16 protein-coding genes and 1 tRNA gene are annotated in these 20417 nt (G+C 70.0%); 11 read left to right on the top strand and 6 right to left on the bottom strand.

Annotated elements, in window-relative coordinates; genetic code table 11:
- Positions 1-2: 2 nt before the first annotated feature.
- The 8 genes from H180DRAFT_RS03130 (at position 3) to H180DRAFT_RS03095 (ending at position 8645) form a co-directional block, all read left to right on the top strand.
- Positions 3-875 carry a proline dehydrogenase family protein gene (locus H180DRAFT_RS03130; RefSeq protein WP_055484341.1) on the top strand — a complete coding sequence of 291 codons (873 nt, stop codon included), beginning with the start codon at positions 3-5 and terminating at the stop codon, positions 873-875.
- Positions 866-2170, top strand: coding sequence for an ATP-grasp domain-containing protein (locus H180DRAFT_RS03125; protein ID WP_055484340.1), 1305 nt, complete (start codon positions 866-868; stop codon positions 2168-2170). The genes H180DRAFT_RS03130 and H180DRAFT_RS03125 overlap by 10 nt, the downstream gene beginning before the upstream one ends.
- Positions 2167-3756 (top strand): S-methyl-5-thioribose-1-phosphate isomerase, encoded by a 1590-nt coding sequence (gene mtnA / locus H180DRAFT_RS03120; RefSeq protein ID WP_074466575.1) that lies wholly within the window; start codon positions 2167-2169, stop codon positions 3754-3756. The genes H180DRAFT_RS03125 and mtnA overlap by 4 nt, the downstream gene beginning before the upstream one ends.
- Entirely contained in the window at positions 3753-4478 is a 726-nt protein-coding gene (mtnB, locus tag H180DRAFT_RS03115; protein ID WP_055484504.1) for a methylthioribulose 1-phosphate dehydratase, read from the top strand. Before mtnA ends, mtnB begins: the two co-directional genes overlap by 4 nt.
- A 34-nt stretch (positions 4479-4512) precedes the next feature.
- Positions 4513-5331, top strand: coding sequence for an S-methyl-5'-thioadenosine phosphorylase (locus H180DRAFT_RS03110; protein ID WP_055484339.1), 819 nt, complete (start codon positions 4513-4515; stop codon positions 5329-5331).
- Between the two features lie 420 nt (positions 5332-5751).
- Positions 5752-6336: a 1,2-dihydroxy-3-keto-5-methylthiopentene dioxygenase gene (locus H180DRAFT_RS03105; protein ID WP_055484338.1), complete on the top strand. Its 585-nt coding sequence runs from the start codon at positions 5752-5754 to the stop codon at positions 6334-6336.
- Positions 6333-7070, top strand: coding sequence for an acireductone synthase (gene mtnC, locus H180DRAFT_RS03100; RefSeq protein ID WP_055484337.1), 738 nt, complete (start codon positions 6333-6335; stop codon positions 7068-7070). Before H180DRAFT_RS03105 ends, mtnC begins: the two co-directional genes overlap by 4 nt.
- 552 nt (positions 7071-7622) lie before the next feature.
- Complete coding sequence (locus H180DRAFT_RS03095; RefSeq protein ID WP_055484336.1) at positions 7623-8645, top strand: helix-turn-helix transcriptional regulator; 1023 nt, start codon at positions 7623-7625, stop codon at positions 8643-8645.
- Between the two features lie 35 nt (positions 8646-8680).
- Here H180DRAFT_RS03095 and H180DRAFT_RS03090 read toward each other — a convergent pair.
- Positions 8681-8766: transfer RNA gene (locus H180DRAFT_RS03090), tRNA-Leu, on the bottom strand.
- Between the two features lie 446 nt (positions 8767-9212).
- On the opposite strand from H180DRAFT_RS03090, the gene H180DRAFT_RS03085 reads away from it, so the two are divergent.
- Together H180DRAFT_RS03085 and H180DRAFT_RS03080 are read left to right on the top strand one after the other, a co-directional pair.
- Positions 9213-10001 (top strand): ABC transporter ATP-binding protein, encoded by a 789-nt coding sequence (locus H180DRAFT_RS03085; RefSeq protein ID WP_055484335.1) that lies wholly within the window; start codon positions 9213-9215, stop codon positions 9999-10001.
- Between the two features lie 200 nt (positions 10002-10201).
- Positions 10202-12757: an ABC transporter permease gene (locus H180DRAFT_RS03080; RefSeq protein ID WP_055484334.1), complete on the top strand. Its 2556-nt coding sequence runs from the start codon at positions 10202-10204 to the stop codon at positions 12755-12757.
- 133 nt (positions 12758-12890) lie between these two features.
- Here the strand turns inward: H180DRAFT_RS03080 and H180DRAFT_RS03075 are convergent, their stop codons facing one another.
- Genes H180DRAFT_RS03075 through H180DRAFT_RS03060 form a run of 4 tightly spaced genes read right to left on the bottom strand, consistent with a single transcriptional unit; the run spans position 12891 to position 17436 of the window.
- Entirely contained in the window at positions 12891-14087 is a 1197-nt protein-coding gene (locus H180DRAFT_RS03075) for a Gfo/Idh/MocA family protein (protein WP_055484333.1), read from the bottom strand.
- A gap of 58 nt (positions 14088-14145) precedes the next feature.
- Positions 14146-15543, bottom strand: a complete 1398-nt coding sequence (locus tag H180DRAFT_RS03070; protein ID WP_055484332.1) for an ABC transporter substrate-binding protein — start codon at positions 15541-15543, stop codon at positions 14146-14148.
- A gap of 11 nt (positions 15544-15554) precedes the next feature.
- Positions 15555-16502: a carbohydrate ABC transporter permease gene (locus tag H180DRAFT_RS03065; protein ID WP_055484503.1), complete on the bottom strand. Its 948-nt coding sequence runs from the start codon at positions 16500-16502 to the stop codon at positions 15555-15557.
- Positions 16503-16530: 28 nt separating this feature from the next.
- Positions 16531-17436 carry a carbohydrate ABC transporter permease gene (locus H180DRAFT_RS03060; protein WP_254665855.1) on the bottom strand — a complete coding sequence of 302 codons (906 nt, stop codon included), beginning with the start codon at positions 17434-17436 and terminating at the stop codon, positions 16531-16533.
- 209 nt (positions 17437-17645) lie between these two features.
- On the opposite strand from H180DRAFT_RS03060, the gene H180DRAFT_RS03055 reads away from it, so the two are divergent.
- Positions 17646-18830 carry an ROK family transcriptional regulator gene (locus tag H180DRAFT_RS03055; protein ID WP_055484331.1) on the top strand — a complete coding sequence of 395 codons (1185 nt, stop codon included), beginning with the start codon at positions 17646-17648 and terminating at the stop codon, positions 18828-18830.
- Positions 18831-18895: 65 nt separating this feature from the next.
- On the opposite strand, the gene H180DRAFT_RS03050 is transcribed toward H180DRAFT_RS03055, so the two are convergent.
- Entirely contained in the window at positions 18896-20236 is a 1341-nt protein-coding gene (locus H180DRAFT_RS03050; RefSeq protein WP_055484330.1) for an SAM-dependent methyltransferase, read from the bottom strand.
- Between the last annotated feature and the right edge of the window lie 181 nt (positions 20237-20417).

The following is a 20417-nucleotide window of genomic DNA, read 5'->3' as shown; positions in this document are numbered from 1 at the left end:
CAATGGTTGCCACAGCGAACGCCGCTCACAGGACCGATGACGAACTCCTCGCAGCGGGAGGGCGGTTCCTCGCCGGGACGGACTGGCAGTCGGCGGCGGCGAAGGCCCTCACGCTCGCCGGAACGTCCATCGACTGCAACATCGGCTGGCTGGCCGGCGAAGCGAAGGACGAGGCCTCCGCTTCGCACAACACCGCACGGTACGCGCAGTTCGCCGCCGCCCTCGGCGAACTGCCGCCCGGTACCTGGCTGGAGGCCGACGCACCCCACCTCGGCGTGGACGTCTCCACCGACCTGTGTCTGCACAACCTGCGCACGGTCGCCGGGAATCTGCCTGCCGGGCGCTTCATCCAGGTCGGAGCCGAGGACGCGACCCGCACCGACTCCGTCCTCGCCACGGTGCTCGCCGCACACCGGGAGGGCCTGCCCGTCAGAGCGACCGTGCAGGCCAACCTCCGCCGCAGCGAACGGGACGTGGAGAAGCTGGTCCGGGCGGGAACACCGGTCAGGCTCGTCAAGGGCGGGTTCGCCGAGACCAGTGCGACGGCGTTCCAGAGCCGTGCCGAGATCGACGCGGTCTTCGTCCGACTCGCCCGGCGCATCCGGGATGCCGGCACTCCGCTCAGCCTGGCCACACACGACGCCCGCATGTGGGACAGGCTGCTGCCCGTGACCCCGGGGGCCACGGTCGAGCTTCTGCTGGGGGTGCTGCCGGACGAGGCGCGGAGACTGCGCGCCTCGGGAGTTCCCGTGCGTCTCTACACGCCCTTCGGCTCCGACTGGCGGGGCTACGTGGCCAAGAGGATCAGCGACGAAGCAGCCCTCACCCCCCTGAGCGACGGGGCCGACGCCGAGGAGGAGCCGGAATGCAGGTGACCGTGGAGACCGCCGTACCGGGTTCCGCCTCCCGTCGGCGACCCCGGCTGCGCGACGCCGTCGTCCTCGTCGACGGGGTCCTCAACGGCGAACCGTTCAAACGGGCTTGCATGGACGCCGGCCTGCCCGTGATCGGCGTGTACACCTTCGACAGGCCGACCCTGGAGTCGATGTCTCCGCTGCACGCGCAGGGCGACACCGTCAGCTTGTACGGCAGCGATCCGCACAGTCTCGACGGCCGGTTACGGGAGTTGACCGAGTCGGTCGCGGCGGTCATCCCGGCAACGGAGCCGGGAGTGTGCTGCGCCGCCTCGCTGGCGGCCCGGTGGGGACTCCCCTCGAACCCGGTCTCCACCGCGGCCGCCTGCCGGGACAAGCGCCTCATGCGGGAACTGGCACGACGCGAGGGGCTCAGGGTTCCCCGCCATCAGGTCGCGGACAGCGCGGAGGCCGTCCACGACGCGGCATTGCGCATCGGGTTCCCGGTGATCGTGAAGCCGGCGACGGGCGCGGCCTCTCACAACGTCTTCCTCGTGGACGGCCCGGCGGCTCTCTCGGAGATCTTCGAGAAGGACCGGCGCGACCTGTTCGGAGCCTCGGTGGACCAGTGGCTGGTCGAGGAGTACGTACGGGGACGCGAGTTCGCGGTCAACACCTTCACGGTAAACGGACGGCACACCGTGCTCGACACCTGGGAGTACCGGATGCCGTCCGGGGAGGACTACGACAACCCCTACTGGGACTTCGTACAGCTCGACGAGCCCAGCACCGTCCGGACCGCCGTCGAGCGCTTCGCGATCGCCGTCCTCGAAGCCTTCGGCATCCGGATCGGGCCGTGCCACATCGAGGTGAAGGCGGACGAAGCAGGCAGGCCCGTGCTGATCGAAGTGGGTGCACGGCTTCCGGGTGCGGGCATCCCCCTGATGTGGGAGCGGCACAGCACGTGGCGGCCGTACCACGACACCCTGGCCTGCTACCTGGGACGGCGGCCTTCGCTGTCCCATGCACCGCCCAGCTTCGACGCCACGATCGGCATGTGCTTCATCCGCAACGACGGTGAACCCGGTGTCCTGCGCGAGCTGACGGGTCTCGACCTGATCGCCGGTCAGCCCGGTGTGGAGCAGGTCCTCGCTCCGTACACCGTCGGCGATCTCGTCCCGACGACCCGGGACCTGGGCACCGAACTGGCGAAGGTCCGCATGTCCGCTCCGTCCGGTGCGGCCTTGAGTTCCCTGATCCGCACGGTCCGCCGGACGGTGCGGGCCGACATCGAGCGCGAAGCGGTGATCGTATGACTCCCACGCCCGACGCGGGCCCGCTGCCGCCCGCCCGCTCCCTGTACTGGGACGACGGCACCGTCGTGGCCGTCGACCAGCGCGCCCTGCCGCACGAGGTGCGGCAACTGCGCCTGAGGACCGCCGACGACGTGATCGACGCGGTCAAGTCCCTTGCCGTGCGCGGCGCCCCGGCCATCGGCCTGGCAGGCGGACTGGGCGTCGCCCTGAGCGCCGTGGCGCACACCTCCGGCGACGCAGGCACCGACGAGGCGGCCGTACGCGCCGACGCCGAGCGCCTCATCGCGGCCCGCCCCACTGCGGTGAACCTCGAATGGGGAGTCCGCAGAGCCGTCGCACAGCTGGGGAAGGGGCCGGAGGCCGTCGTGGACGAGGCGGTCGGCATGCTGCGCGAGGACGCGGCTTTGAACGCCGCCCTCGCCGAACGGGCGTGCGCCCTGGTGGAGTCGCTGACGCCGGGCAGGCCGCTGCGGCTGCTCACCCACTGCAACACCGGGCACCTCGCGACCGGGGCGGTGGGAACCGCGCTGGGCGCGGTCATCGGGCTGGCGGCCGAGGGCCGCGTGGAGAGCGTGCTGGTGGACGAGACGCGGCCGCTCCTGCAGGGCTCCCGGCTGACCGCCTGGGAACTGGAGCAGGCAGGCATCCCGTACCGGCTGTGCGTCGACTCCGCGGCCGCGGCAGCCATGGCCCGGGGCATGGTCGACTGTGTGCTCGTGGGCGCGGACCGCATCGCCGCGAACGGCGACACCGCGAACAAGATCGGTACGTACGGGCTGGCCGTCGCCGCCGCACGCCACGGCATACCTCTCGTGGTCGTCGCCCCCGAGTCCACGTGGGACGGCCAACTGGCGGACGGGGCGGGGATCGTCGTCGAGGAACGCTCCGCGGAGGAGGTGACCGGCTTCGCCGGAACTCCCTGTGCCCCGGCCGGCGCGGGAGCGTTCAACCCGGCTTTCGACGTGACTCCCGCCGAGCTGATCACCGCGATCGTCACGGAGCAGCGGGTCTTCCGCCCGAGCCGCGCGGACAGGCCCCTTCCGGAGCCTTCGGGTGACCACAGCGCGTCTTCCGGCCGGATCGCCGGGCTCATCGAAGAGTTCCCGGACCATCCCGCACCCGGTGTCCTCTTCCGCGACCTTTCGGCGCTGTATGCCGAGCCCGGAGTGCTGGCCGCTCTCGCCGACCGGCTGGCGGAGCGCTACTTCGGCGAGTACGACCGCGTACTCGCCGTCGAGTCAAGGGGGTTCGTGCTCGGGGCCGCGCTCGCGGCCCGGACCGCGACGCCGCTGACGCTCGCGCGCAAACCGGGCAAGCTGCCGGGCGAGGTGCTCTCGGCCGCGTACGCCCTGGAGTACGGCGATGACCGGCTCGAACTGCGGCGGGATGCGTTTCGCCCCGGCGAACGGGTGCTGTGCGTCGACGATGTCCTCGCCACCGGCGGCACGCTGGGTGCCGCGGCCCGGCTGGTCGAGGAGTGCGGAGCCAAGGTCGCGGGGATGGCGGTCGTGGCCGATCTTGCACTCGGCGGCGGCGAGCGGCTCTCCCCGTACCGGGTGGAGGCGCTGTGGGAGGTGCCGGCATGAGCCGCCCCCCGGCCGCCGTGCGGTCTGCGCCGTCTCCGGTCCCGCAGCCGCCGGCCGCACCTGCCGGGCACTCGGCAGGTGCGGCGGCCCAGGCCGCCGAGATCGCTCGATGCGCACGGGACCTGTACGAGCGCGGCTGGATGCCCGGAACCTCCGGCAACCTCTCCGTGCGCCTGCGCGGAGAGCTGTCCGGCACGGCTCTGATCACCGCGAGCGGCCGGAGCAAGGGGGAGCTGAACGAGGACGACATGGTCGCGGTAGACGCGGAGACGGGCGAGGCGCTGCGGACCGGCGCACCTCGCGCTTCCGCGGAGACCGCGATCCACGCCGCCGTGTACCGCACGACACGGGCCGGTGCCGTCATCCACGTGCATTCCCCGTTCGCCACGGCCGTCGCCTGCGGGACGGACACCCCCGAGCGGCAGAGCACCCTCGAACTGAGCCGGTTCGAGCTGCTGAAGGGACTGGGGCTCGACGACCCGTCGCGCACCGGGATTCCGGTCTTCCCCAACCGGCCCGTCGTGGCGGAACTCGCCCGGGAGGTGGCCGCCCGTCTGCGCGAGGCCCCGCAGGGACCTCCCGCTCTGCTCGTCGTCGACCACGGGATCACCGTTTGGGGACGCGACCTCACGCAGGCACGCAACCGCCTGGAATGCATCGAAAGCATCTGCCAGCTCTGCACGCTCGGAGCGCGGTCGGTCACCTTCCGGCCGGCCGCCTGACGCCCGCCCGCCACGGCGGAGAAACGGACTCGGTATGACCAGAAGCAACCCTCACGCGGACGTCGCGGTCATCGGCGGCAGCGGCTTCTACTCCCTGCTCGACAACGCCCGGCAGGTGAAGGTGGAGACACCGTTCGGCGAGCCGTCCGACGCCATAGCAGTGGGCGAGGCGGGCGGCCGCGGGGTGGCGTTCCTTCCACGGCACGGACAGGGACACGCGATTCCCGCGCACCGGATCAACTACCGGGCGAACCTCTGGGCCCTCCGCTCGCTCGGCGTGCGCCAGATCCTCGCCCCCTGCGCGGTCGGCTCGCTCAAGCGGGAGCTGGGGCCTGGCAGCGTCGTCGTCCCCGACCAGCTCGTCGACCGCACCGGCGGCCGGGTGCAGAGCTTCTACGACGAGGGAGCCGTGCATGTCTCCTTCGCCGACCCCTACTGCGAGACGGGCCGGACCACCGTCCTCAAGCAGTGTGCGGCAGCGGGATCGGCCGCGTCGGACGGCGGAACGATGGTCGTGGTCGACGGCCCCCGCTTCTCCACCCGCGCCGAGTCCCGCTGGTACGCGGCCGCCGGCTGGTCGCTGGTGAACATGACCGGGCACCCCGAAGCCGTCCTCGCCCGCGAGCTGGCTCTCTGCTACACGTCGGTGGCTCTCGTCACGGACTTCGACGCCGGCATCGACGCTGCGGACAGCGTCTCGCAGCAGGAGGTGTTCTCGGTCTTCGCGGAGAACGTCGGCCGCCTCAAGGACGTGATGTCCGAAGCGGTCACGGCTCTTCCGGCAGAGCGGACTTGCAGGTGCGCGCACGCGCTCGACGGCATGAAGCCTCCGCCTCTCCCCGGACTCCCCTAGGGGGTGTCCGACAAATCCCTCCCCCAGCTGCCGCTGGGAGGTGCCCCCAGGCGCGCGGTGGCTTGCACGCACGCTCTCCCCCGCTTCGCGGGAGGTGCCCCCAGCGTTGTCGGTCGTCGGCGCAGCCCTCCCCCTGGCTTCGCCGGGGTGGGGTCTCCCCCGCGGAGCCAGGGGAAGTACCCCCAGCGCTCTCTCCCCCTGGGCCTGGCGGCCCGGGAGGTACCCCCACCCTCCGCCTTGCGATCGCACGCACCAGCCACCGCGCGCCCCACCCTGCTCGGCCCGGCCCGGCGGCCAGGCCCAGAGGAGGACGACGCTATTTGTCAGACGCCCCCTAGGGGCTGTCCGACGCCGTTCGCCGGAGAGGCCCAGCGATTCTCTCCGCCTCCCTCTACTCCCCTGCCGATTGGATGAGTTGGCATGACATTGCTTGTCACCTGGCCGGAGACGGATCCGGGCACCGAGGTGCGCCGAACCACCGACCCCGCCGTCGTCGAAGCGGTGCTGGCGCCGCTCGGTGTGCGCTACGAACAGTGGCCGGTGCGCGAGAACCTGCGCCCCGGCGCGGGCGAAGCCGCCGTGCTCGGCGCCTACCGGGCGGAAGTCGGCAGGCTGAAGGAACAGGAGAGGTTCTCCACCGTCGACGTGGTCTCCCTGCACCCGGACGGGACATCCGAGTGGCGCGCCACGGCGTCCGCCGCACGCGAGCGGTTCCTCAGCGAACACACCCACGACGATGACGACGAGGTCCGGTTCTTCGTCCACGGAGCAGGCGCGTTCTACCTTCACGTGCACGGTGAAGTTCACGCCGTGCGCTGCGAAGCGGGTGATCTTTTGGGACTGCCCAGAGGCATGTCCCACTGGTTCGACATGGGCAGTGAGCCCTCCTTCACAGCGATCCGCTTCTTCCACGAGGAGGACGGCTGGGTCGGGACCTTCAGTGGAAGCGGAATCGCCGCCAGGTTCCCCGGCTTCGAAACTCTGCACGCCGGAAGTGCCGCATGACGCAACGGTTCGAAGCCGACAGCGTGCTGCTCGACATCGAGGGCACGACAAGCGCCTCTCGTTACGTCACGGAGGTGCTCTTCCCGTACTGCGAGGGCCGGCTGGGGGCTCTGCTCGCCGAGCGGGCCGCCGAGCCGGAGGTCCGGCGCGCCGTGGACCAGGTCCGCGAGATGACCGGAGAGCCCGGCGCGGACACCGCACGTGTCGAAGCCGTTCTGGCGGCCTGGATCCGGGAAGACCGCAAGGCCACTCCGCTGAAGACGCTTCAGGGCCTGCTGTGGGCGGATGCCTTCGCCCGCGGCGACCTCGTTCCGCACTTCTACGGCGACGTCCCGGCGGCGCTGCGGCGCTGGAGTTCCTCGGGCGTGCGGCTGTACGTCTACTCGTCCGGGTCCGTCACGGCTCAGCGCGCATGGTTCTCCCACGGCGCGACGGGCGGCACGCCGCTGCCGCCCGTCGACGGCTTCTTCGACACCGGGAACGCCGGTCCCAAGCACTTTCCCGCCTCCTACCGGACCATCACCGACTCCCTGGCCTCTCCCCCGGGACGGACTCTCTTCCTCTCCGACCGCCCCGGGGAACTGGACGCGGCGGGTGCCGCCGGTCTGCTGACCGCCGGTGTGCGGCGTCCGGGAGAACCCGGCTACGAGGCGGGTACGCCCGGCCACCCGGAGGTGGCGTCGTTCGCCGAACTGGATGTCGTGCGCCGAGCGAAGGACGAGTGCGACGTGTGACCAGGAAGGACGCGCACTCCCGCAGGGTCACGGTCGGGCGGGGCGAGTCGCCTGCTTTCGGGTAAGACCCGTGCGCGCAAGGGGATTTGGGACGGTTGCCCCGACCAGGGGGCGTGTGACCGGGTAGATTGCCCCCGTGTCGTCCACCAAAGGGTCATCGCAGCCACCGAACGTGGGATCGACCCCGGCCGGCCGCCCCGAGCCGGTCGCGCCCGCCGCAGGGCGGTGCCCGGCCGGCGGGGCAAGGCGGTGCCCGGCCGGCGGCGGCCCGCGTGGGACGCCGCCGGCATCGCGCCACCGTCGGCCGGTGCGTACCCGACGCAGCTGAGGGGCGCCTGTCCCGAAGTCGCGAGCCGGACCGGGCCCGCTGCGGCGCTGCGGCGGACCAGGTACCCAAGCCCGGAGCTGACGTCTCGTTCGGCTTCCGCGGTGGTCACTCCGGCGCCACCGGCGGCCGGCCTGACGCCCGGTCAGCGTGCGTTCCGAGTCGGACTGACGGAAGACCACCCCCGCGCGGCCGCACGGGGGAACTGCGTTCTGGCAAGGAGAGCGATGGAACAGGCGAACCTCGGTTTCCTGGGAGTCGGCCCCGAGGACGAGGAGTTGTACAGGCTTCTGCTGCGCCGCGGCCATTTCAGCCAGTCGGAACTCGAACGCCACCTTGCCGACGACCACGGCCGGGGAGGGGACGCGCGGGAGATCTACCACCAGTTGACCGAGCTGGGGCTGGCGCGGGAATCGCCCTCGGGCCAGCTCCTGCCCGTCTCACCCGCCAGGGCGGTGGAGGGGCTGGTCGAGAACAAGGTCAGGCACTTCCGCGGCGAGCTGGAAAGCCGGACCGCCACGAGTCGGGTCGTCGACTCCCTGCTGCTCGAACAGGAGAAGTCCCTGGCCGTGGACACCGCCGCCACGAACCCCGGGGAATCGGTTCAGCACATCGAGGGGATGGGCGCGGTACGGGCAGTGATCGACGAGCTGACGTTCTTCACCCGCACCGAGAGCATGACCACCAACCCGAGAGGGGTCCTGAGCGAGGAGAGCATCGCCCACGCGCGGCTGCTGGACACCCGGGTGCTGCGCCGCGGAGTGCACATGCGGACCCTGCTCGACTCGGCGGCCCTCGACTGTCCCACCACGATGAGCTACGTACGGGAACTCACGGCGGCCGGAGCCCAGATACGCATCTCCTACCAGCCTCTTGAACGCCTGATCATCTGTGACCGTTCCGCCGCGCTCACCCCCATAGACCCCGCGCGCACGTCGAAGGGGGCGATTCTCACGCGCGATCCGGGTCTCGTCGCGGCCCTTGTGGCGCTGTTCGAGCGCATGTGGGACATGGGCCGTGAACTCCCCGCGCCCGAGGACGAGGAGACGGCCGAGAACGCCGTCGCGAACGCGTTCGAACGGCAGATCCTCCACTCCCTGTGCACCGCGGAGAAGGACGAGACGGGAGCGCGGGAACTCGGCATAGCCGTACGCACATACCGCAAGCACGTGGCTTCGCTGATGCGGCGGCTCAATGCGACCAACCGTTTCCAGGCCGCCCTGCTCGCCCGCGAACGAGGATGGATCTGAACGACCGGCGCCGGTGCGCCGCCTGACCACGTGGGTGGTGCCCGGAGCCGGACTTGAACCGGCACGGCCCTCAGGGCCAACGAGGTTTAAGCTCGTCGTGTCTACATTCCACCATCCGGGCACCGGCTCCGAACCCGCGATCGGTTACTCAGCGCGCGGGCTCCTATACCCCAGGGTGCAGGAAGAGCCTATCCAGCGTCAGGCCCCCAACTGCGGGGCGTCAGCCCGATGTTGTCTTATTTTATGGGCAACTGACGAGGCGTCAGTACCGCGTCTCCCACTTCGGAGCGCGTCCGGATCACGTCCCTGGCGCGGGGAAATGACGGAAAGTCGCCGTCCGGACACCGGAACCCGTCTTCCGCCGGCCGGCTCCCGCCCCCGCCCGCCGTTCATGAGCGATGCCCCCGCCTCGGGGACGCCGTCATACCCAGGGATGACCGCGCGAGCGGGAGGTACCTCGCAAGGGGTGCCCAGATACCGGCACGGGGGGTGATCCGCGGGGGCGCACGGAAGGACAACATGGTGTGGTCCCGAGATCACTACACCGTCCGACAGGAGCGCACTCCCGTGACCACCACCTACTCCTCCCGCGTACCGGCCGCCGCAGCGCCCGCCGGCATCGCCGCAGCGCGCGCCACGGACCTCTCGAAGGTCTACGGGCAGGGCGAGACCAAGGTGGTCGCGCTCGACCGGGTCTCCGTCGAATTCCGCAAGGCCGAATTCACCGCGATCATGGGGCCGTCGGGGTCCGGCAAGTCGACCCTGATGCACTGCATGGCCGGCCTCGACTCGGTCTCCAGCGGCAGCGCCCTGATCGGCGACACCGAACTGACCAAGCTCAAGGACAAGAAGCTGACGAAGCTGCGCCGCGACCGCATCGGCTTCATCTTCCAGGCGTACAACCTGCTTCCGACACTCAACGCCCTGGAGAACATCACGCTGCCCCTCGACATCGCGGGCCGCAAGACGGAACAGGCCTGGCTGGACCGCGTCATCGAGACGGTGGGACTCTCCGGACGGCTCAAGCACCGCCCGAGCCAGCTCTCCGGCGGTCAGCAGCAGCGCGTCGCCGTGGCCCGCGCACTCGCGAGCAGGCCGGAGATCATCTTCGGCGACGAGCCGACGGGCAACCTCGACTCCCGCGCCGGAGCGGAGGTACTGGGCTTCCTGCGCAACTCCGTACGGGAGTTGGGCCAGACGATCGTCATGGTCACCCACGACCCGGTGGCCGCCTCCTACGCGGACCGCGTCGTCTTCCTCGCGGACGGGCGCATCGTCGACGACATGTCCGGGCCGACCGCCGAGTCGGTGCTCGAGCGCATGAAGAACCTCGACGCCAGGGTGCGCACGAACTGAGCCGCGCCCCGGCGGACACCCCGGCGCGGGACGCACAGCCGCGCCACTCCCGCCGAGGCGAACGACAGCAGGACCCGGACCCGGAACCCGGAGCCGGCCCAGGACAGCCGGGCCGCCCCGCGGCCCCCAGAACCCGCGTTCCCGGAACCCCGCGTCCCCGGAACCCCGCGTCCCCGGAACCCCGAATTCAGGACTCACCGATGCTCCGTACAGCCTTGCGCAACGTCTTCGCGCACAAGGCCCGGCTGCTGATGACCGTGCTCGCCGTGATGCTCGGCGTGGCATTCGTCTCCGGCACCCTGGTCTTCACATCGACCATCTCCGACGCGTACCAGAAGAGTTCGGAGAAGGGATACAGCAACGTCGACCTCGCCATCGAACCGGCGGCGGGGGGCGACCCCGGAGCGCCGGGCCGGCCCCCGGGTGACCGGAAGCGGCTGACGCAGGCCACTCTCGACAAGGCACGCGAGCTGCCCGGCACCGAGAGCGCCAGCGGCTCCGTCACCGGCTTCACCGCGCTCGCCGACAAGGACGGCAAACTCGTCGGCGAGGGCTGGCAGACCACCGGCGGCAACTACGACTCCGGCCGCAACGGCAAGGGCGAGGACGCCCGTTACCCGATGAAGAACGGCCGGGCCCCGCAGAACTCCGACGAGGTGGCCATCGACTCCGCGACGGCGAAGCGCGTCGGCTTCGAGGTCGGCGACACCGCCCGCATGTCGGTCGACGGCCCGGTCCTGGAACAGCGCGTGGTCGGCATCTTCACCACCGACGACGGCAATGTGGCCGCGGGCGGCACGCTCGTACTCTTCGACACCCCCACCGCGCAGCGGCTCTACGCCCAGCCCGGACAGTACGACCAGATCACGCTGAAGGCCGCGGACGGCACTTCGCAGGCCCAGTTGAAGTCCCAGGCAGAGAAGATCATTCCCAAGGGCGCGGACGCGGTCACCGGCAAGAAGCTCGCCGCCGACCAGTCCGAGAGGATCAAGGAGGGCATGAGCGGCATGCAGACGGCGATGCTGGTCTTCGCCGGCATCTCGCTGTTCGTCGGCATCTTCATCATCGCCAACACCTTCACCATGCTCGTCGCGCAGCGCACGAAGGAACTCGCGCTGCTGCGCGCAGTGGGCGCGGGCCGCCGTCAGGTGACGCGCTCGGTGCTCGTCGAAGCTCTGGTCGTGGGCTCCGTCGCCGCGGTGGCGGGGCTGGCGGCAGGCGTCGGCATCGGGGCGGCCCTGCGTTCGCTCATGGGCAGCTTCGGCGCGACCGTGCCGGACGGGCCGCTCGTCGTGGACGGAACGGCCGTCGGGGCCTCGCTCGCCACGGGCATCGTGGTGACGGTGCTCGCCGCCTGGCTTCCCGCCCGCAAGGCCGCGAAGATCCCGCCGGTGGCTGCGATGAGCAGCGTGCACGCGGCGGCGACGACGCGTTCGCTGGTCATCCGCAACACGATCGGCGCGCTTCTGGCCGGCGCGGGCACGGCACTGGTGCTGTACGGGGCCGGGATGGACGACCGGGACACGGCCAAGATTCCGCTTTCGGCGGGCGCCGCCACCCTCCTCATAGGCGTCTTCGTCCTGACGCCGCTGCTGTCGCGGCCGCTGATCGCCGCGGCCGCCCCGTTCATGCGGATCTTCGGCGTCGCAGGGAAGCTGGCCCGGCAGAACTCGGTGCGCAATCCGCGCCGTACCGCCGCGACGGCGTCCGCGCTGATGATCGGGCTCACCCTGATCACCGGTCTGACCGTGGTCGCAGGGAGTGTGCAGCAGGCCGTCGAGAAGATGGCGACCGACTCCCTCCGGGCGGACTACACCGTCAGCATGGCCAACCAGACGCCGCTCTCAGCGGACGTCGAGCGGAAGCTGCTCCGCGAGGACCAGGTGGAGTCGGTGAGCCCGATGCGCAACTCCCCCGCCCGGGTGGGCAGTTCCACCGAGTACCTGACGGGCGTCAACGGCTCGACGATCAGCGACCTCACCGACCTGCCGTTCGTCTCCGGCGGCTGGGACGGGCTGTCCGGCAACAAGGCCGTGGTGGACAAGGACACCGCGGAGAGGAAGAAGTGGAAGACCGGTTCCACCTTCCCCGTCACCTTCGAGGACGGGAAGAAGACCCGGATGACCGTCTCGGGGGTCTACGAGGGCAACGAGTTGATCAGGGGCATCATGCTCGACACCGGGACTCTCGACCCCCACATGAAGCAGCTGTCGAGCATGCAGGTGATGGTCAAGACGAAGGAGGGCGCGAGCAGTTCGGTCAAGGCGTCCCTGGAGAAGGCCCTGGGCGACAATCCGGCGGTGCTCGTCCAGGACGAGAAGGACGTCACGGAGTCCATCGCCAAGATCTTCACGCTGATGCTCAACATGCTCTACGGGCTGCTCGCGATGGCGGTGGTCGTGGCCGTACTGGGTGTGGTCAACACCCTGGCGATGTCCGTCTTCGAACGCTCGCAGGAGATCGGGATGCTGCGCGCCATCGGCCTGGACCGGAGGGGCATCAAGCGGATGGTGCGGCTGGAGTCGCTCGTCATCTCACTCTTCGGCGGGGTGCTCGGCATCGGGCTCGGCGTGTTCTTCGGCTGGGCGGCGGGCAAGGTCGTGGGACTGTCGCTGTCGACGTACTCACTGGTGCTGCCGTGGGAACGGATCGGGATCTTCCTCGGGCTGGCAGCGGTCGTGGGCATGCTGGCCGCGCTGTGGCCGGCGCGGCGGGCCGCCAGGCTCAACATGCTCACCGCCATCAAGACCGAGTAGTCCCGCTGCCGTTGCCGCGCCCACGGGACCGCCGCCAGGCGAAGCCGACGGCCCGGCACGGGCACAACCACGGCCCGGCCCCCTCACCCTGGGGGCCGGGCCGCGGTGCTGTTCGGGGCTCCTGTGCGAGGGCTCAGCCGGGCGCGTCACCGAAGTCGGGGACGGGGAGCCGTTCCCCGTCCCGCAGCGCCGAGTCGTGCGCGACGACGCCGGGCAGCGTGTAGCGGGCCGCGACCCACGCGTTGACCGAGGGCAGCGTGCTGTCGTTCACGGCGTTGACGAAGTCGTCGACGAGGAAGTGGTGGCTTCCCTCGTGCCCGTTGGGCGCGTGGGCGAACTCCGCGGGCAGCCGGACGCGGTCGTGCACCGGAGCCGTACCGGAGATGAAGGCGTCACGCAGCGCGGGCGAGACGTCGGCAAGCGACGGGTCGTCCGCGGAGAGGGTCGGGACGGCCTGAAGATGCTCCGAGACGTCCCGCACACCGGTCTTGTCCTGCCAGAAGCTGACGGTCGCCAGCTGCTCGAAGCTGCCCTCGGTGCCGAAGAAGCGGAAGCGGGACTCGCGGATGTGTGAGGGGTATCCGACGCGGCGGAACTCGTTCGTGCGGAACGATCCCCCGCCTGCGACCTCGAAGAGCGCCGTCGCGTTGGAGAAGTCGTTGCCGAACTGGCTGATCTCCCGGTCGAAGACGCCGTCGCCGCGCTCGTCCCGGACACCGACCGCGCTGACACTGGTCGCGTACGTCTGCCAGGCGCCCAGCACGCCGCCGATGCTGTGCGTGGGGTAGAGCAGCGGCGGGTAGCTGGCCGTCTCCTTCCACCGCTCGCCCCCGCTGTAGCGGTAGGCGTCGTAGAAGCCGAGGTCCATGTCGTGGACGTAGTCTCCCTCGGCGTAGAACAGCCGCCCGAATCCGCCGTCGGCGATTTTCTCCCGCGCGTAGACGGTTGCCGGGTTGTAGTGGCTGGTCTCGCCCATCATGTACGTCAGGCCGGTCTCCTTGACGGCCTCGATGATGGCTGCCGTCTCCTCCTCCGACACCGCCATGGGCACGGCGGAGTAGACGTGCTTGCCCGCGCGCAGCGCCCGCACCGCGAGCGGGCCGTGGGTCCAGCGCTGGGTGAAGAGGGCGACAGCGTCGACGTCCGATTCGAGCATGTCGTCGAACGAGGCCGCGGTTCCCGCCAGCCCTTCCGCGGCGACGAGCCGTTCGGCGCGCTCGGGCAGGAGGTCGGTGACATGTATTGCGCCGACGCCGGGGTGGAGGCGGAAGAGCTTGGCGAACGATCCGGCGAACTGGCCGGCGCCGACGATTCCGATGGAGAAGGGCACGAGCGAAAGCCTTTCCTGTGCGTGCCGTGGTTACTCGGTACTCGAGTGTCCTGCTGACTCACTTGTCCTGCTGAAAGAGAAAGTTGATCTGTTTGTTCGTCTCCGTGAGGGATTCGGCCGGGGAGTCGCCCGCGTAGATCTCCTGCATGGCGGGGACCAGCATCGCGTTGATGTCGGCGGCGTGATCGCTGATCGGGAAGGAGAAGGTCGTCCCTTCCTCGATGTGGCGGGTGAAGGGCGTAACGTCGAGCCCCTTCTTGCGGTGGGCGGCTGTGGCCCTCTTCGTTCCGGCGGGCGTGGCGGGGAAGACCGTCGCGTCCTCGCCCACCAGCTTCTGGCACTCGTCCGAGGCCAGGAAGGCGACCCACTTCGCCGCGCCCCGCTTGTTCTTCGCTCCCTTCGGTATGGAGTCGGCGAGACCGCCCAGCATCGAGGCGCGCTTGCCCGTCGGACCCTTCGGCGTCGGCGCTATGCCCAGATCGACGCCCTTGAGACCGGCGAACGTGCTGAGCATCCAGGAGCCGTGCATCGCGAGGGCCGCCTTGCCCGAAGCGAGCTGGGTCTCGGGGTGGTTGGTGTCCGAGTAGTCCTCCAGGGGCGCCATGTAGCCCTTCTCGGCGAGGCCGAAGTACCAGCCGAGGGTCTTGTGCAGCGTCTTCTGGTCGTAGTTGTAGTGCTCACCCCACGGGTTCTTGTCCATGTAGTGCCAGCCGGCCGAGGCCGCGAAGGAACTCCACTGCGTCTGGCCGCTGTTGTCTCCCCCGGCGTCGTTGGTGGCCAGTCCGTAGCGCGCGACGTTGTCCTTGTCGAAACCGGGCTCGTCCCCGCGCTTCCCGTTCGCGTCGACCGTCAGCCGGGCGAGGGTCTTCTCGAAGCTGCCGCCGTCGCGCGGATTCCAGGCCAGGTCGCGCAGTTCGGCGTCGCTGACGCCGGCCGCCCTGGTGATCTTCTTGTTGTAGAAGACGCCGACCGTGTCCCAGTCCTTCGGGGCGCCGTAGCGGTGGCCGTCCCGGCCGATCCAGGGTTTGCCGAGGCCCGGTTCGAAGTCCGAGTCCTCGATGCCGCGGGTCGGGCCCAGCTCGTCCAGCGGACTGAGCGCGCCGAGCCCCTCGTACTGCGGGTACTTCGCGACGTGATTGGTGAAGACGTCCGGCTGGGTGCCGGCGATGAAGCTCGACGTGAGCTTCGTCCAGTACGAGTCCCACCCGATCTGGGTGATGTCGACGCGCAGCCCGGGGTTCTCCTTGTGGAACGCCTTCGCGCACGCCTCGTACGCGGGCTTCTGCGCGGCGTCCCACATCCAGTACGAGACCGTGTGCCCGTCCCCTCCGGAGGAGGCTGCCTGCGGTGCACAGCCCGCGGCGGGAAGGGCCAGTGCAAGGGCCAGCGCCACGAAGGAGGCCGCGCGGGCGCGTGCGGACGTGCGGCGCCGGTCGCCGAGTGATGCGGTGCTCATCCCACTCTCCTTCACTTGATGCCGCTGAAGCCGATGGAGTTCACGATGCGTTTCGCCAGCAGGGCGAAGATCAGCACCATGGGCAGCGCGGCGACGAAGGTGGCCGCCATCAGGCCGGCCCAGTCGGTGCCCGTCTGCGGGGTCTGCGAACGGAAGATGCTGAGCGCGACGGTCAGCACACGCGAACTGCCGCTGTAGGAGACCATCAGCGGCCAGAAGTACTCGTTCCAGGCCGTGATGTAGGTGAGGATGCTCAGCGTCGCGACGGGAGCCGTCGACATCGGCAGGATCAGCCGGAAGAAGACGCGGACCCGCCCGGCCCCGTCGATGAGCGCGGCCTCCTCGACCTCGCGGGATATGCCGAGGAAGAACTGACGCAGGAAGAAGACGGCGAACGGCATCGTCATGAACACCATCGGCGTCGCGATGCCGAACAGGCTGTCCACCAGGCCGGTTTCCTTGATCAGTACGAAGTTCGGCAGCAGCGTGAAGACTGCGGGGATCATCAGTCCCCCCAGCACGAAGCCGAACACCGCGTCCCGCCCGGGCCAGCGCAGCCGGGCGAAGGCGTACGCGGCCATCGCGGAGAAGAACACCTGGAAGAAGGTGACGAGCGTGGCGACCACTACCGAGTTGGCCAGGTAGCGCCAGAAGTCCAGCGAGCCGCCTGATCCTCCCTCGGCGAGCGCCTCCTCGGTGCTCTGCAGCCCGAAGACCCTGAGGAAACCACCGGGGCTGAAGTCGACGGGGAGCGGGGAGGCAGGGGCCTGCGCCAGGGCCGTGTTCGTGGACAGTGCCGTTCTCAGCATCCAGTAGAACGGGAACAGCGTGATCAGGGTGACCACGGCCATCGCCGCCCAGGCCAGCACACGCCCCCACGAGAGCGGACGCCGCTCTCGCTTCCGGCCGGCCGGCTCCCCGCGGGTCGCCGGCTCGCTCCCCGTCCCCGCATGCGTCATCGTTGCCGTCACTTCGGACCTTCCCTTCTCAGCCGAGGTCGGTGCGGCCGGCGCGCATGAGCCGGTACTGGAAGACGGTGATGGCGGTCAGTACGAGCATCAGGGCCACCGATATCGCCGAGGCGTAGCCGAACTGCAGCCGGTCGAACGCGAGGTCGTACACGTACAGCTGCAGCACGTTGGTGGCATTGGCGGGCTTGCCGTCGGTGGTGACCGAGACGGTGTCGAACACCTGGAACGAGCCGATGACCGTGATGATCAGGACGAGCGACAGGATCGGCCGCAGCAGCGGAAGGGTGATGGAACGGAACATGCGCCACTCGCTCGCACCGTCGACGCGGCCCGCCTCATAGACCGTCGGCGGTATGGACTGCAGCCCGGCGAAGATCAACAGTGCCGTGTAGCCCACGTGCCGCCACACGTTGACGAGCGCGATCGTCGGTATCGCCCATGAGGCGTCACCGAAGAAGGCGATCCGCTCGAAGCCGAGCCATTCGATGATCTCGTTGCCGACTCCGAGCTGCGTGTCCAGGATCCACAGCCACACGATGCCGGCGACGACGTTCGAGACCAGATACGGAGCGAGGACGACCCCCCGGAGCACCGTCGAGCTGGTGAGCCTGTGCATCAGCACCGCTATCAGCAGCGCGACGACGGTCTGAACGCCGATGTTGACCACGACGTAGTGCAGGGTCACCCCCAGCGAGTCCCAGAAGACGGGGTCGTTGACGAGGCGGCGGTAGTTGTCGAGGCCCACCCACTTCGCCGGGGAGAGCAGGTCGAAGCTGGTGAGGCTCAGATAGACGCCGCGCAGCGTGGGCCACACCAGAAAGGCCAGGTAGCCGAGCATCGCCGGGGCGATGAAGAGGAGAGCCGTACGGGTTTCACCGGAAGCACGTCCCGGTGCCGGACTCGCAGTCGTCGCTTTCGTCACGGCCACCGGCAGACCTCCCTGTCCGCGTCGCCTTCGGAGAGTCACATCACGATGGATTTACTTCTACGTGGAAGTTATTGTGACTGTCAAGACGCCCTGCACGGGAGATTCCGTGCCGGATCCGAGCACTGATAGTTCTGCACAAAATTTAACCGGGGCTCGCATAGGCTGAGAGTCCCCACGTCCAAGTACCGTCGCGGAGGCTGTGATTGAACGGTTCGAAGAGTCCGGGCAGTTCGGGCGGACCGGCCCCGAGCTGGAGGCCGCTGACTCCCACGGAGCGCGCGGTCGCCATCGAGGTGCTCAAGAACGGCCCGACCTCCCGCAGCGAGATCGCCCGGCAGCTGGGCATGTCGGGCGGCAGCCTGACGCGTCTCGCGAAGCCGCTGATCGACTCCGGTCTGCTGCTGGAGGGGCTCACGCCGGTGACCACGGCGGGGCAGGGCCGCCCGGGGCGTCCCCTGGACATCGTCACCGAGCCCTGGCACTTCGTGGGTCTGAAGATCACGAGCGACAGGGTCTACGGGGTGGTCACCACTCTGAAGAGCACCGTCGTCAGGCAGGAGGACCGCAAGCTGGACTCGTCCGAGCCCGATGCCGTCGCCGACCTCGCTCACTCGATCGTGCGATCGTTCGCCGAGGACTTCCCGCATCTCGCGGGCATCGGCGTCGGCCTCGGAGCCCTGGTCCGGGGACGGGCCGTGGCCGTCGACGACCCGTATCTGGGCTGGCGTGAGGTTCCCTTCGCCGACCTGCTGGAGGAGCGGACCGGGCTGCCGGTTGTGGTCGAGAACGACGTCGCGGCGCTGGTCGAGGCGGAGACATGGTTCGGCGCAGGACGCGGCTTCGACCGCTTCGCGCTCCTGACCATCGGCGCGGGCATCGGATACACGCTCGTCATCAACGGGGAGGCCGTCCGGCCCTCCGACAACTACCACCGCACGACGGAGCGCTGGATCCTCGACCCGTACGGCCCGCTGACCCCCCACGGTGAACGCGGCACCGCCGCCTCGCTGCTCACCGTCCAGAGCATCGAGTACCAGGTCCGCGCCGCGACCGGCCGCTCCGTCGGCTACGAGGAGATCCTGCGGCTCGCCCGCGACAAGGACCCGGCGGCCTCTCGCGTCATCGGCGAGGCCGCCCGCGCCCTGGGCATCCTGATCTCGCACATCGCGAACTTCGCGCTGCCGGAGAAGATCCTGCTCGCAGGCGAGGGAGTGGGCCTGATGGACGTGGCCGGGGACGCGGTCTTCGACGCCATCGAAGCCCACACGAATCCGCACGCCGACCCCGTGAACCTGGAGACCAAGGTCTCCGACTTCCACGACTGGGCACGCGGCGCCGCGGTGCTCGCGATCCAGGTGCTCGTGCTCGGCGAAGAGACCCGCGAATGACCGGAGGGGGCGCACCACCACCGGTGGTCGGTGGTGGTGCGCCCCCTCCGGTCAGGCCCCGGCCGTCACGCCGCGCGCCACTCGCGGGTGCGCAGCAGCAGCCCCGAGTCGCCGCCGGGCGTCGTGCGGACCGCGAGGACCTGGTTGATGCCGATCCGGTTGTGCTCGAAGGCGAGCGCCGAAGCGGCCATGTACAGCCGCCACACCCGTGCACGTCCGTACGAGCTGAGACGTGCAGCCTCGCTGAAGGCCGCCTCCAGGTTGGCGACCCAGGCGCGCAGCGTCAGCGCGTAGTGCTCGCGCAGCGATTCGAGGTCGCGCACCTCGAACCCCGCCTCCTCCAGCACGGAGACCGTCTGCCCGACGGGAGCGAGCTCCCCGTCCGGGAAGACGTACGCGTCGATGAACTCGTCGACCTCGTAGGCGGATTCGTCGCTCACGGGGCGGCGCCCGATCTGGTGGTTGAGCAGGCGCCCGCCCGGCCGCAGCAGCTCGTACAGGTCGCCGGCGTATTCGCGGTAGCGCTCCCGGCCGACGTGTTCCGCCATGCCGATCGAGGAGATCGCGTCGTAAGGCCCGTCGCGCACCTCGCGGTAGTCCTGCACACGGATCTCGACACGGTCGGTCAGCCCCTCCTCCGCCACGCGCTTGCGGGCGTAGGTGGCCTGCTCCTGCGAGAGCGTGATGCCGACGGCACGCACTCCGTACTCGCGCGCCGCGTGCAGCACCAGTGAGCCCCATCCGCATCCGACGTCCAGCAGCCGCTGCCCCTCACGCAGCGCCAGCTTGCGGCAGACCAGGTCGAGTTTGGCGCGCTGGGCGTCCTCGAGCATGAAGGTCTTCCCGGCCGCCGCCGGCTCCCAGTAGGCGCACGAGTAGACCATGCTCGGGCCGAGGACGAGCCGGTAGAAGTCGTTGCCCACGTCGTAGTGGTGGCTGATGGCCTGGCGGTCCCGGCTGCGGGTGTGCCGGACGCCCAGCCGCCTGCGCCGCTCCTCCGCGGGCGGCGACGGCGGCGGCAACGTGCCTCCGAGCACGAGCAGTTCTCGGACGGCGGCACGTACGTCCGGGTCGCGTACGCGGTCGAGTGCGGCGCGCAGCCGACCCGGTGAGGACTCCCGCCCGCTCTCGTTCTTCTCCCACATCAGGCCCGCCAGCCGGTCGAGCAGCCCGTACAGCTCACCGTCCCCGTCGGTGTCGAGCTCCCCTGCCACCCAGGCGCGGGCCAGGCCCAGTTCGCCCGGCCGCCACAGGACGCGGCGCAGCGCGCGCCGGTGCCGTACGCGGAGCACGGGAGCGCCGGCCGGTCCGGCTTCGCTGCCGTCCCAGGCGCGGATGCGGACGGGAAGAGGCGCGCCGAGGAGCCGTTCGGTGAGGGCGCAGAGTCGTGACGCGACATCGGTCATTGCACACACCTCCATACGGAAGGGGTGGAACCCCGTATATGCAACACGATTGTCGTGCGAACCATGCCGACTCACACACCGGTTTGTCGCCGCGTCACCTCGCGGGGAGGGTGCGGGGTCCGTGCGGGAACTGCGAAGGGGGCGCCCGCCCCACGGATGGCGGACGCCCCCTTCACGGAGG

It is taken from the genome of Streptomyces sp. WMMB 322 (assembly GCF_900090145.1).
Lineage (GTDB): Bacteria > Actinomycetota > Actinomycetes > Streptomycetales > Streptomycetaceae > Streptomyces.
The sequence above is the reverse complement of the archived record's forward strand: the minus strand, read 5'-3'. Positions and strand labels throughout refer to the sequence as shown.